At 67.7% G+C, this 13,456-nt stretch carries 9 protein-coding genes; 8 read left to right on the plus strand and 1 reads right to left on the minus strand.

The annotated features are described in order from the left end of the window. Nucleotides 1-66: 66 nt before the first annotated feature. The 4 genes from ACOTSS_RS00620 to ACOTSS_RS00635 are packed head-to-tail and all read left to right on the plus strand — an operon-like array spanning nucleotide 67 to nucleotide 7,056. Entirely contained in the window at nucleotides 67-1,575 is a 1,509-nt protein-coding gene (locus tag ACOTSS_RS00620) for a tryptophan halogenase family protein (RefSeq protein WP_448689639.1), read from the plus strand. Continuing rightward, the gene (locus ACOTSS_RS00625) at nucleotides 1,572-3,368 is read left to right on the plus strand and encodes an alpha-amylase family glycosyl hydrolase (protein ID WP_448689640.1); all 1,797 of its coding nucleotides are present in this window, start codon (nucleotides 1,572-1,574) and stop codon (nucleotides 3,366-3,368) included. Before ACOTSS_RS00620 ends, ACOTSS_RS00625 begins: the two co-directional genes overlap by 4 nt. After that, nucleotides 3,365-4,996, plus strand: a complete 1,632-nt coding sequence (locus tag ACOTSS_RS00630) for an alpha-amylase family glycosyl hydrolase (RefSeq protein ID WP_448689641.1) — start codon at nucleotides 3,365-3,367, stop codon at nucleotides 4,994-4,996. Before ACOTSS_RS00625 ends, ACOTSS_RS00630 begins: the two co-directional genes overlap by 4 nt. A 5-nt stretch (nucleotides 4,997-5,001) precedes the next feature. Further along, nucleotides 5,002-7,056 (plus strand): glycoside hydrolase family 97 protein, encoded by a 2,055-nt coding sequence (locus tag ACOTSS_RS00635; RefSeq protein ID WP_448689642.1) that lies wholly within the window; start codon nucleotides 5,002-5,004, stop codon nucleotides 7,054-7,056. 168 nt (nucleotides 7,057-7,224) lie between these two features. Here ACOTSS_RS00635 and ACOTSS_RS00640 read toward each other — a convergent pair whose 3' ends face one another. Next, nucleotides 7,225-9,942 (minus strand): protein kinase domain-containing protein, encoded by a 2,718-nt coding sequence (locus ACOTSS_RS00640; RefSeq protein ID WP_448689643.1) that lies wholly within the window; start codon nucleotides 9,940-9,942, stop codon nucleotides 7,225-7,227. A gap of 127 nt (nucleotides 9,943-10,069) precedes the next feature. Between ACOTSS_RS00640 and ACOTSS_RS00645 the strand changes: the two genes are divergently transcribed. Genes ACOTSS_RS00645 through ACOTSS_RS00660 form a run of 4 tightly spaced genes read left to right on the plus strand, consistent with a single transcriptional unit; the run spans nucleotide 10,070 to nucleotide 13,353 of the window. Continuing rightward, nucleotides 10,070-10,450, plus strand: coding sequence for a hypothetical protein (locus tag ACOTSS_RS00645; RefSeq protein WP_095386913.1), 381 nt, complete (start codon nucleotides 10,070-10,072; stop codon nucleotides 10,448-10,450). A 14-nt stretch (nucleotides 10,451-10,464) separates the two neighbouring features. Further along, nucleotides 10,465-11,217: a hypothetical protein gene (locus ACOTSS_RS00650; protein WP_448689644.1), complete on the plus strand. Its 753-nt coding sequence runs from the start codon at nucleotides 10,465-10,467 to the stop codon at nucleotides 11,215-11,217. Between the two features lie 28 nt (nucleotides 11,218-11,245). Beyond that, nucleotides 11,246-12,007 (plus strand): hypothetical protein, encoded by a 762-nt coding sequence (locus ACOTSS_RS00655; protein ID WP_448689645.1) that lies wholly within the window; start codon nucleotides 11,246-11,248, stop codon nucleotides 12,005-12,007. Nucleotides 12,008-12,009: 2 nt separating this feature from the next. Further along, nucleotides 12,010-13,353, plus strand: a complete 1,344-nt coding sequence (locus ACOTSS_RS00660) for a hypothetical protein (protein WP_448689646.1) — start codon at nucleotides 12,010-12,012, stop codon at nucleotides 13,351-13,353. The last annotated feature ends 103 nt before the right edge of the window (nucleotides 13,354-13,456 follow it).

Consider the following 13,456-nt stretch of genomic DNA (forward strand, 5'->3'; position numbering starts at 1 on the left):
AGTCCGGCTCGCTGGTTGCGGAACGGACCGTCCTCTGGCGGCGCTGCACGAGAGGAAATGGATAGAGTGGGCGACAGTCGCATCACGAAGGTGGTGATCGTCGGGGGCGGCACCGCGGGCTGGATGGCCGCCGCGGCGCTGTCCCGCACGATGGACGGCCTGTCGATCCGGCTCGTCGAAAGCGAGGAAATCGGCACGGTCGGGGTGGGCGAGGCGACCATCCCGTCGATCCGGCTGTTCAATGCGCTGATCGGCATCGACGAGGACGAGTTCATCCGCGAGACGCGGGGGTCGTTCAAGCTGGGCGTGCAGTTCCAGAACTGGGGCCGGATCGGCGACGTCTATATGCACGCCTTCGGGCAGATCGGGCGCAGCCTCGGCATGCTGCCGTTCCAGCAATATTGGCTTCGCGGGCGGGCGGAGGGTGTCGCGGGCCGCGTCGGCGACTATTCGCTGAACGAGACCGCGGCGCACCAGAACCGCTTCGGGCGGCTGCCCCATATCCCGAACACCAGCCTCGACGGCATCGCCTATGCCTTTCATTTCGACGCGGCGCTTTACGCGGCCTATCTCCGCCGGATCGCCGAGGCCGCCGGCGTCGAACGCAGCGAGGGCAAGATCGCCGAGGTCAGGCGGAACGGCGAGACCGGCCATGTCGAGGCGGTCGTGCTGGAAAATGGCACCGCGATCGACGGCGAACTCTTCATCGACTGCTCGGGCTTTCGCGCGCTGCTGATCGAGGGCGCGCTCGAGACCGGCTTCGAGGATTGGACGCACTGGCTCCCCTGCGACCGCGCGATCGCGGTGCCGAGCGAGAATGCCGGCCCGGCGCGGCCCTATACGCAGGCGATCGCGCATCAGAGCGGTTGGCAATGGCGCATCCCGCTCCAGCACCGCACGGGCAACGGGCATGTCTTTTGCAGCGACTTCATCAGCGAGGACGAAGCGGCTGCGGTGCTGCTCGCCCATATCGAGGGCCGGCCGCTCGCCGAGCCGCGGACGCTGCGCTTCAGGACCGGGATGCGGCAGCGGGCGTGGAGCGGCAATGTCGTCGCGCTGGGCCTCGCCTCGGGCTTCCTCGAACCGATCGAATCGACCAGCATCCACCTGATCCAGAACGGCATCGCCCGGCTGCTGGCGCATTTTCCGGGCCGCGATTTCGATGCCGCCAATATCGACGCCTATAACCGCCGGATCCGCTTCGATCACGAACGCATCCGCGACTTCATCATCCTCCACTATCACGCCAACCAGCGAACCGATTCGCCCTTCTGGACGCGGTGCCGCGAGATGGCGATCCCGGAGACGCTGGCGCAGAAGATCGCGCTGTTCCGAAGTCAGGGCCAGCTTGTCCGCGAGGGCGACGAGCTGTTCGTCGAAATCGGCTGGTTCCAGGTGCTGACGGGGCAGAATATCGTGCCGCGCGGCTATCACCCGATGGCCGACCAGCTGAGCCGCGAGGAGCTGTCGGGCTTTTTCGGCGACATCGAAACGATCGTCGCGGGCGCCGCGTCGCGCCTCCCCACCCATGACGATTTCATCGCGCAGCATTGCGCGGCAGGAGTGATCGCATGAGCCTTTTCGCATCGATCGCCGCGCTGAGCATGGCGGGCGCCGCGCCCGCCGCAGTTCCCGCCGACGACTATCGCCAGCGGCGGCCCGAGGATGAGGTCGTCTATTTCCTGTTGCCCGACCGGTTCGAGAATGGCGATCCCGCGAACGACAAGGGCGGGCTCGAAGGCGACCGGCTCGCGACCGGCTATGACCCGGCCGCCAAGGGCTTTTTCCACGGCGGCGACCTGAAGGGCGTGATCCGGCGGCTCGACTATATCCAGTCGCTCGGCGCGACGGCGATCTGGCTGTCGCCGGTGTTCAAGAACAAGGTGGTGCAGGGCCCGAAGGGGCAGGAGAGCGCGGGCTATCACGGCTATTGGGTGACCGATTTCACGCAGGTCGACCCGCATCTTGGCACCAATGCCGATTTCAAGGCGCTGGTCGACGCCGCGCATGCGCGCGGGATGAAGGTCTATATGGACATTCTCATCAACCATACCGCCGACGTCATCGAGATGACCGAATGCGACGGCTATGACTGCCCCTATCGCAGCCGCGCCGACTATCCCTATTCGCGCCGCGCCGCCGACGGGGCGCCGATCAACGAGGGCTTCGCAGGCGATAATGTTTCGTCACCGGAAAATTTCGCCCGGCTGACCGATCCGAACTTCGCCTATACGGTCAAGGTCGCGCCGCAGGAAAAGGACATCAAGGTCCCGGCGTGGCTCAACGACCCGATCTATTACCACAATCGCGGCAATTCGACCTTCACCGGCGAAAGCGCGACGATGGGCGATTTTGTCGGGCTCGACGATCTGATGACCGAAAACCCTCGCGTCGTTCAGGGATTCATCGACATTTATGGCGACTGGATCGACACCTATAAGGTCGACGGATTCCGCATCGACACGGCCAAGCATGTGAACCCCGAATTCTGGCGGGTCTTCGCGCCCGCGATGCTCGACCGCGCGGCGAAGAACGGCATCCCCCATTTCCATATCTTCGGCGAATATGCGACGGGCGACATGGACCCGGTGATCACCGCGCAGGGCACGCGGGTCGCGGGGCTGCCCGCCAGCCTCGATTTTCCCTTCTTCGCGGCGATCCGCGACGTGGTGGGCGGGGCCCGCGCGCCCGACTGGCTGGAAAAGCTGTTCTCGGCCGATCCGCTCTATGGCGACGACGGGGTCGCGCTCCAGCTTCCGACCTTCACCGGCAACCATGATTTCGGCCGCTTCGCGCATTATGCCCGCAAGGCCTTCCCGGGCGCCAGCGACGAAGAGATGCTGCGCCGCGTCGAACTCGCGCATGCGATGCTGTTGGGGCTGCGCGGCGTGCCGGTCCTCTATTCGGGCGACGAACAGGGGTTCACCGGCGACGGCGGCGACCAGGATGCGCGCGAGGATATGTTCGCGTCGAAGGTTGCGGTCTACAACGACAACGACCTGATCGGCACCGACGCGACGACCGCCGAGAGCAATTTCGACCCGAACCATCCGCTCTACCGCGCCTTCGCGCGGCTCGCGAAGCTGCGGCAGGATCATGTCGCGCTGCGCCGCGGGCGGCAGCTCATCCGCAGCTATGCCGAGAAACCGGGGCTGTTCGCGGTGTCGCGCATCGACGCGGCGTCGGGGGAGGAAATTGTCCTGGCGTTCAACACCTCGAACGCGCCGCTGAGCGTCAAGGTCGCCGTCGATCCCGCTAAGAACCGCTACATTTCGCTTTATGGCGACTGCCCGGCCGCGACCGCCGCACCGGGGCAGCTCGCCATCAACCTGCCACCGCTCGGATATATGATCTGCGAAGCCCGATGAACGAACTCTCTCCCCTGCCGCCCTCCGCCCATCGGGCGCAGCATCCCTGGTGGAAGGGCGCGGCGATCTATCAGATCTATCCGCGCAGCTTCGCCGATTCGAACGGCGATGGCATCGGCGACCTCGCGGGCATCACCGCGCGGCTCGACCATGTCGCCTCGCTCGGTGTCGACGCGATCTGGCTTTCGCCCTTCTACCCCTCGCCGATGGACGATTTCGGATACGACATCGCCGATTATTGCGATGTCGACCCGATCTTCGGCACGCTCGCCGATTTCGACGCGCTCGTGGCGCGCGCGCATGCGCTGGGGCTGAAGGTCACGACCGATCTCGTCTTCGCGCACACCTCCGACCGGCACGCCTGGTTCGCGGACAGCCGCGCGAGCAAGGATAATGACAAGGCCGACTGGTATGTCTGGGCCGATGCCAAGCCCGACGGGTCGCCGCCGACCAACTGGCAATCGGTGTTCGGCGGCCCCGCCTGGACGTGGGACGCGCGGCGCGGCCAATATTATCTCCATAATTTTCTCGGCTCGCAGCCGCAGCTCAACGTCCACAACCGCGACGTGCAGGATGCGCTGCTGGATGTCGTGCGCTTCTGGCTACAGCGCGGCGTCGACGGGTTCCGCATCGACGCGATCAACTTCTCGATGCACGACCCCGAGCTTCGCGATAATCCGCCGGCGCCGCAGTCGAACAAGCCGCGCACCCGGCCGTTTGATTTCCAGCAGAAGATCTACAACCAGTCGCACCCCGACATTCCGCTGTTCCTCGAACGCATCCGCGCGCTGACCGACGAATATGAGGGCCGCTTCACCGTCGCCGAGGTCGGCGGCGACGACGCGGCGCGCGAGATGAAATTGTTCACCGCGGGCGAACGGCGGCTGAACAGCGCTTATGGCTTCGATTTCCTCTATGCCGACCGCCTGACCCCGCAACTCGTGCGCGAGGCGGCCGAGAGCTGGCCCGACGCGCCGGGGGTCGGCTGGCCGAGCTGGGCGTTCGAGAATCACGACGCGCCGCGCGCGCTGTCGCGCTGGACCCCCGAGGGCGTCGACCCCGCGGCTTATGCGCGGATGAAGATGGCGCTGCTCTGCGCGCTGCGCGGCAACATCATCCTCTATAATGGCGAGGAGCTTGGGCTCGACCAGGTGGAGATCCCCTTCGAACTGGTCAAGGATCCCGAAGCGCGCAAGAACTGGCCGCTGACCTTGTCGCGCGACGGCGCGCGCACACCCTTGCCGTGGGCGGCGGAGGCGCCGCACGCCGGCTTCTCCGACGCCGATCCCTGGTTGCCGCTGGGCGCGGACCATGCCGCGCTCGCGGTCGACCGGCAGCAGGCCGATCCCGCGTCGATGCTTGCGCTGACCCGCCACCTCGTCGCGTTGCGCGCCGCGCATCCGGCGCTGCGCCGCGGCCGCAACGCGCATTGGATCGCCGAGGGCGACCTGCTCGCGTTCGACCGGATCGCGGAGGGGGAGACGATCCGCTGTCTCTTCAACCTCGGCGGCGATACGATCGACCTTGCCGCGCATGGCGCGGACGGCACCCCGCTCGTGGCGCTGAGCGGCGCCGACCCCGCCCTGCTCCCGCCCTGCGGCGCGCTCTGGCTTCAGATGGAAGGATGATTTCGATGTTCCGCCCCGCTCTCCCCGTGCTTCTGGCCCCCTTCGCGCTTCTCGCCGCGACGCCCGCGCTCGCGCAGGAGGCGCGCCCGCAGCAGACGCTCGCCTCGCCCGACGGCAGCATCGTGCTGACCGTGACGACCGACAATGACGCGCGCCCGACATGGTCGCTGTCGCGCAAGGGCAAGCTGCTGATCGCGCCGTCGAAGCTCGGCTTCCTGCTGACCGACGGCGTCGGGCTCCAGCGCGGCTTCGCGATCGAAGGCGCCGAGCGCGCGAGCGGCGACGACAGCTGGGAGCAGCCGTGGGGTGAGCGCCGCTACGTCCGCGACCATTATAACGAGTTGCTCGTTCGCTTCCGCCAGGACGAAAGCTGGGGCGGCCATGCGATGAACCTGCGCTTCCGCCTGTTCGATAACGGCATCGGCTTCCGCTACGAACTGCCCGAGCAGGCGGGGTTCAAGACCGCGAAGATCGCCGACGAGATCACCGAATTCGATATCGCGCCCGAGGGCACCGCCTGGTGGATCACCGGCGGCGAGTGGAACCGCTACGAGCAGATCTATCAAAAGACGCCGATCGACGCGGTTGCGACCGCGCACACGCCGATCACGATGCGCCTCGACGACGGCACGCATCTGGCGTTCCACGAGGCCGCGCTCGTCGACTATTCGGGCATGTGGCTGAAGCGCGTCGAGGGGCGCAAGTTCCGCGCGACGCTGGCGCCCTCGTCGCGTGGGCCGCGCGTGGTGCGCGACCTGCCCTTCCATACGCCGTGGCGGACGATCCGTATCGCCGACGATGCCGCGGGTCTGGTTGAGAACGACCTCGAGCTCAACCTCAACGAACCCAACAAGCTGGGCGATGTCAGCTGGTTCAAGCCGATGAAATATATCGGCATCTGGTGGGGGATGATCCGCGGGCCGTGGAGCTGGGCCGAGGGGCCGAACCACGGCGCGACGACCGAGCGGACCAAGCAATATATCGATTTCGCGGCGAAGAACGGCTTCGGCGGCGTACTCGTCGAGGGGTGGAACAAGGGCTGGAACGGCAACTGGTTCGGCCATGGCGACGAATATAGCTTCACCGAGGCGACCCCCGATTTCGATCTGAAGGCGGTCACTGATTATGCGCGGAAAAAGGGCGTGACGCTGATCGGCCATCACGAGACCGGCGGCAATATCGCGCACTACGAAGCGCAGCTCGAGGACGCGATAGCGCTCTACGGCAAGCTCGGGGTCAAGGCGGTCAAGACCGGCTATGTCGCCGATGCGGGCGGCATCATCGCGCCGGGCGCGACGCCGGGAACGATCGCGATGGAATGGCACGACGGCCAGCGGCAGGTCGAGCATCATCTGAAGGTCGTCGAGACCGCCGCCAGATATCATATCGCGGTCAACGCGCACGAGCCGGTCAAGGATACCGGGCTGCGCCGCACTTACCCCAACTGGGTCGCGCGCGAGGGCGCGCGCGGGATGGAATATAACGCCTGGGGCGCCTTCGCGAACGGGCCCGACCATGTTCCGACGCTGGTTTACACGCGGATGTTGTCGGGGCCGATGGATTATACGCCGGGCGTGCTGAGCCTGAAGGGCGCGCAGGACGTGCCGCTCGCCTCGACGCTGGCGAAGCAACTCGGCCTCTATCTCGCCATCTATTCGCCGATCCAGATGGCGGCCGACTTCATCGAGAATCTGGAAGCGCACCCGCGCGAGCTCGAATTCATCAAGGCGGTGCCTGCCGACTGGGCCGAGAGCCACCTGATCGCGGGCGAGGTCGGCGACTATGCGATCTTCGCGCGCAAGGATCGCAATAGCGCCGACTGGTATGTCGGCGGGGTCAACGACGCGACCGCGCGCACGCTGACGCTGACGTTCGATTTCCTCGATCCGGGCAAGAGCTACACCGCGACGATCTGGAAGGACGGCGAGGGCGCGACCTATCTGACCGAGGCGCGGCACAAGATCGCCTATGAGACGATCAAAGTGAAGAAGGGCGACACCTACAAGCTGTGGCTAGCCCCCGGTGGCGGCGCGGCCATCCGCTTGCAGCCGGGAGGTTAGACTCGCCTCTTTAGGCCAGAGGACATGCTTACCGTATCCCCGAGCGAAGACGAAGGGCTTTGCCGAGCGAAGTCGAGGCAGCGGTGATGCGGGTTCTCGCTTCGCTCGAACGGGCCCCTCGTCTTCGCTCGGGGATGCGGTTAATATCTGGAATTCGCCGAGCCAGTCTCAGGACGCCAGCCGCGCTTCGAGCGCCTTGATCCGGTCCTGCACGAAGCGATCCTGCGTTTCGGCGAGGTCGGGGCCGGCCTTGGCGAACAGGCGCCGCGCCTCGACCATGTTGCGCTCGCCCAGCGCGATCTCGGCGAACGCGAGGTCGACGAGCGCGTCATAATGGGGATCGCCGACGAGTTGCGCGACCTTCGCGGGGTCGACCGTCCGAAGCAGCGCCTTGGCCTCGACATAAAGATGCGCCTGGATCAGGCAGTCGGCGAGCGCTGCGTCGATCGCCTGCGCCAGCGTTTCGCCGGTGGTCAGCGCGGCGCGAGCGGCGCGGATGTTCGCGATGCCCTGATCGAGCTTCCCCGCGCGGCATTGCGAAATACCGGTGTCGGTGCGCCCCGCGACCGCGGCGAAGGAGGAGGGGCCGTCCTTGGCCGAGGCGGCGCGCCAGACGCGCTCGCCGTCGGCCGCCGCATCGGCATAGCGGCCGACCCCGCCCAGCGACTGCTGGCGCGCCGCGAGCAGCAGCAGCGTATAGCGATGGTTCGGGCCCAGCCGTTTTTCCATGACCGGCAACAGCATATCGAAGGCGGCGATCGCCTCGGGATAGCGTTGCTGCACCATCAGCGCCTGGCCGGTGTTGAGCCGCAGGAACAGCGTGTCGGGGTGGTCGCGGCCGACGAGCTTCGTCATCTCGGCGACGAGCGGCCGGAACGCCTTTTCGGCCGCTGCGCCGTCGCCGAGGCGGATCAGCGCGAAGGCGTGACGCTGGCCGAAATTGACGATCTGACGCGGCGAGAAGAGGTCGGGCTGCGTCCGCGCGGCCTGCCACGCGCGGCCGAAATGATCGCGCGAGCCGGGGACGTCTTCGCCCGCGAGCGCGGCCATGCCGCGCGCCGATTCGAGCCAGACGGTCGTTTCGGGACTGTCGATGCCCTTCGCGGCGATCGTCTTCGCGGCGGCGGCGATCATGCCGCGCGCGGTGTCGAGGCTGCCCGGCTGGGTCGACAGCGCGAGCGCCGAGGCATGCTGCAGTCGCACGTTGACGCCATCGGGCGCACCCGATGTCCCGGCGCGGTCGTAGCTGCGCTCGGCCGCCTCATAATAGCGGAAGGCGTCGGCATAGTCCGAGCGCATGTCGAAGGCGCGCGCGAGCGTCGCGTAGAGATAGCCCGCGATTCGCGGCTGATCCTCGAAACGCTCCGCGATCGTGCCGCCCGCCCGGTTGACCGCCGCGACCAGCGTTTCCTCGGCGGCGTCGGCGTGCGCGGGGTCGACGCTTGCGAGCACATCCTCGGCGAGGAAGCGGTAGCTTGCTTCCGAAATCCGCTGCGCGGCGCGCGCCTCGTTGCGCTGTTTCACCGCATAGGCGGCGAAGGCCGAGGTGCCGACGAGCCCGAGGATCAGGCTCGCGGCGGCGGCGCGCACCCATGGGCGGCGGGCGGCGCGGCGTTCGTCCTGCCGCTTCTGCTCGGCGAGGAAGGCGGCCTGTTCGGCCTCGCGCGCGGCGGCGGCGCGGCGCTCGGTCAGACGATCCAGCCGGTCGGCAAGTTCGGCGGCGCTGCCGAGCCGTGCGTCGGGCGTGCCTGCCGCGGCGCGGCCGATATCGTCCTCCAGCAGCGGATCGGCGACCTTGTTTTCCCAGCCTGGCGCGAGAGTCGCCGAAAAATCGCCGGCGACGAGCTGATAGAGGATCAGCCCGAGCGCATAGATGTCGCTCTTCACCGTCGGCACCGCGTCGCCGATCAGCTCGGGCGCGCGATAGGCGAGGGTGCCCGAACGCGGCTCGTCCTTGCCGAGATCGGCGTCGAGCGAGCCGGGGTCGGTGATGTCGAAGCTGGCAAGCAGCGCATCGTCGAGAAGGCGGCCGCTGCCGAAATCGACGAGGCGGACGACCGAATTGCCGTCGACTTCGTCGATCAGGATATTGGCGGGCTTCAGATCCTTGTGGAGGATGCCGACGCCGTGGATGCCCGCGACCGCGCGCGCGATCATCGCGGCGACCGCGAGCCGGTCCTCGATCGGAATCGCGGCGAGGCCGCCGGCGTCCTCCGCCCAGGCCGTGAGGTCGCGTCCGCCCCACGCATATTCGAGGAAGAAGGGCGGCGCGTCGAAATTCCATTCGTGGAGCATCGGCAGCGGCGCCGCCTTGCCGAGCGCGGCGAAGACGAGCCGCGACAGCGCCGCCTCGCGCTTCAGCGCGCGCAGCCGGTCGGGGGCGTCGGCGAATTTGAAGATGCGCGCTTCGCCGGTCTTGGTCTGGCGCGCGAGCCAGACGTCCTCGCTGCCGCTGTCGCCGAGCGGCCGTTCGAGCTGCCACGCCTTGCGCGCGGGGACGGCGTCGCCCGAGGCGAAGGCGAAGCGCGGCGCGAGCGGGGTGTCGATGCTCGTCACCTCGACCGGCGCGACCAGCCGGTATCCGACGCGTGCGACGGTGGCGATCACCGCGTCGCCCGTTTCGCCAAGCGCCTTGCGCAGTTTCGAGACCGCGGTGGCGAGCGAGCCTTCGACGACGGTGACCCCCGGCCAGACAGCGTCGAGAATCTCGTCCTTGGTCACGACCTCGCCCGCGCGCAGCAGCAGTTCGTGCAGCACTTCGAGCGGCTTGCCCTCGACCGCGGCCGGCGCGCCGCCGACGCGCAGCACCCAGCTCGCCTCGTCGAACTCCGCGCTCGCAAAGCGCCAAAGGCGCCGTCGCCGCCGCGACGAATGAGTAGTCGACATGCCCTGCAACCCCCCGGTGAAATGCGACTTTAGAAATTCTTGAGAATCCTATCAAGACTTTGAGGATGGGCTCGAATTAGCTTTCCCCTGTTCAGCCGGCGGTGGCCGGATTTGGGGAGGTTCGACGATGAAACGGCACCACATTCTCTTTTCGCTGCTGCTCGCGGGGGGCGCCGGCGTGGCGCTGGCCGGATGCGGCCAGTCCGATTTCGCGAAGATGGTCGAGGCCGAATGCGCGCAGGATGGCGACCCGGGCAAGGATTGCTCGTGCATCGCCTCGCAGCTCGACGACGGGCTCCCCGACCGGGTCAAGGTCGCCTTCCCGGCGCTGCGCTGGCCGATGAAGCCCGCGCCGCAGGACCGCGAGGCGGTGAACAATCAGCTCTTGCGCGCGGCAGGGGTCGATCCCGCCGACCGCCAGGCGGTCGAGTCGATCCGGCAGGAATATGAGGACAGCTATTACCCGCTGCGCAACGCGGTGCGCGCGGCGTGCGGCGGTTCGGTCTGAGGGAGGGCGGAACGATGAAAGGCAAGATCCTGGGGTATAGCGAAGCCGACGGCAGCGGGGCGATCTCCGCCGAGGACGGCTCGCGCCATCGCTTCACCCGCGCCGACTGGCGCGGCGACAAGCCGCCCGCGGCAGGCGTCGCGGTCGATTTCGAAAGCGAGGGCGGCGCGGCGAGGGAGATTTATCCGGTCGGCGGGGCTGCGCTCGCGGCGCTGGGCAATATCAATGTCGACCTGTCGGGCCTGTCGGGTTCGGCTGGCGGCGCGCGGGCGACCGAGCTGTTCACCAAGTCGCTCGCGGTGCCGCTTGCGCTCGTCATACTGCTGGCCTGTTTCCTGAACGCGCTGAGCTCGCCGATGAAGAGCGTCAGCCTGATCGGCCTCGGCGATGCGGTGGCCGAACTCGAAGGCGCAGCGCGGATGGCGAGCATGATGGGCGGCGGCGGCGATTCGGGGCTCGGCGGATTGAGCGCGCTGCTCATCCTGCGCTTCATCGCGCCGCTCGCTGCGCTGTGGCTCTGCTGGGCGGCGTGGGCGGGCAAGCCCGAGCGGTTGCCGATGCTGGTCACCGGAGCCGCGGCGATCATCGCGGCGCTGCTCGTCTTTCTCGTCAAATCGGCGATCCTGTCGGCGGTCCCCGAGATGGCGCGCGACATGATGGCGAGCCAGATCCACATCGGCCTCGGCGTCTGGCTGCTGCTGCTCGCCGGAGCGGGACTGATCGCCGCCGGGTTCGGCCTGATCCGCAATCCGCTCGCCAGGGGCTGAACGCCCTTCGGGCAATGGGAGGTACGAGATGAGCGACGATACCCCACCTATCCGCAGCATCGAAGAGGTGCATGGCTGCTATCGCACGGGCACCGTCTGCGGCGTCGGCAACTGGTCCGAGACGCGCGTCCACGCGTCGAGCAGCGGCGGCGGCGGTTATCTCCACAACGGCAGCGGCCATGTCTCCGCGCCGACGGTCAGCGTCTCCTCGACGAGCACCGAAGTGCTGCGCTTCTTCATGGAATATGACGACGACGACGAGGAGGAGGTGACGATCAAGGGCGGTGGCTTCGCCGTTCGCGAGGGGCAGCGCGTTTCGGTGATCCGCGTCAGTTCGCGTCCGAACTGGGGCTATAATATCGCCTATCACAACCACAAGACGGGCACGACCTATGCACCCGACTATCGCCTCGAATGGCCGCTCGACAAGAAACCGTCGCGTAAGCCGGCGCTGTTCGCCGCGATACTGATCGCGATACCCGGCAGCTTCGTGCTGTTCTTCCTCGCGCCGGTGATCGCACTTGGCGTCTTCGTCTGGGGCCTCGTCGTCCATGGCCGGAAGATGCGCGAGCGCCGCGAACTGATGGCCGCGGTGCGCCGCAAGGCCGACGAAATCATCGCCGAAGCGAAAGCCGGGCATGCGCGTTCGCGCGACGGCGCGGCGATCGAAGGGGCTTCCGTGGGGGGCGAGGGGCCTGCGATCGCAGCGCCCGTCGTCGACGCCGCGGCCGGATCCGGGGCCGCGACCCCCTCGGGTCCGGCCGCGGCCAATTATTCGGGGAGATCATAGCCGTGCGCATCCCGTTCGCGTTCCTGTCGCTCGCCGCCTGGTCGGTCCAGGCGGCCGCCGCACCCGCCACGGCGCCGGCGAAAGCGTGGCCGCGCGAGGTGCAGGCGGCCTATGACGACCTGAAGGCCGAATGCCGCGCGAGCGGCGGCAAGTTCATCGCCGACCGCGCGGCCTTCGCCACCGAGACCGAGCTGACCAATGACGGCAAGTCCGACTGGGTGCTCGAATATGCCGCGACGCGCTGTTCGAACGCCGGCTATTCGGCGTGGTGTGGCACGGCGGGCTGCATGATCTCGATCCTCGGGTCGGGCCCCAAGGGGCTGCGCGAAATCTTCGGCGACAATGTGCGTGGATGGAGCGCGACCGACCTCGGGCGCGGGCGCAAGGGGCTGGAAATACCCATCCACGGAACCGCCTGCGGCGGTGCGGGTGCTGAAGCCTGCGTCGAGACGCTCGCCTGGAACGGGCGCAAATGGGATCTCGTCAAGCGCTACCGCTGGACCGACGCCGATTATGCGGCCGAGCAGCGTCGGCAGGCCGCGGCGGGCAGTCCGGACATGCCGCCGCAGCACGAGGCGCGCTGGCAGTTCGGCGGAAGCGGCGCCGGCGCGGTCGCGGCGACGACCGGCCATCCCGAATTCGCGGCGCTCGGGCTGCGCTGCCAGCCGGGCGGGGGCGTCTATATGACGCTCGTGCCCAAGCCGCAGCTTTCGCTGCCGATCGCCGGCCAGCCGCTGCTTGTCAATTTCGCGGGCAGCGAGGGCGGCTATGACGCAACTCAGATACTGGTTCAGGAACCGGGCAAGAGCGATTTCAGCGGCACGATCGACCCCGGCGTCGAGGGGCTGCTGATCGGCGCCGACACCGGGCTCGACCTGATCGCGAGCGCCAGTGGCGGCGACGAGTGGCAGGAGCTGAGCTATCTATCGCTCGCCGGATCGACCGCGGCGATCCGTTCGCTCCGCCAGCAATGCGACAGCGCCGCGGGGGCGGAGTCGAGCGCGCAGGCGGCGGGTCAGAAGCCCGTGGCGCCGCTCGGCATCCTTTCCGGCTATTATGTGTCCGAAAGCGAGCCCTGCGCGCAGCCGAGCTTCGAGGCGCTCTTCTATGACGGCAAGCGGCTGGGGCTGGTCCGCGGCGGCGGCGCGCCGGGCAGCGACGAGGAAAATTTCATCGGCCCGCTCGGCAAGGTCGAACGGTCGGGCAAGGCCCTTCTTCTTCCGGAATGGGGAATGGAGATGAACATCCTGTCGCCGACGCGCATCCAACTCACGATTCAGGACACAGAGGCGCCGCGGCGCTGGTGCCCGGCGGAGCAGATGCCGGCGAAATGGCGGGTGCGCTGAGGCTCGGGTCGATGCGATGCGCTTTAAGCCCCTCCTCTTCAGAGGAGGGGGCATACCGGCCCCGCATTTGGCCGAAACCGCATCGTTTACGCCGCCTTTACCA

The organism is Sphingopyxis sp. NJF-3, from assembly GCF_053514865.1.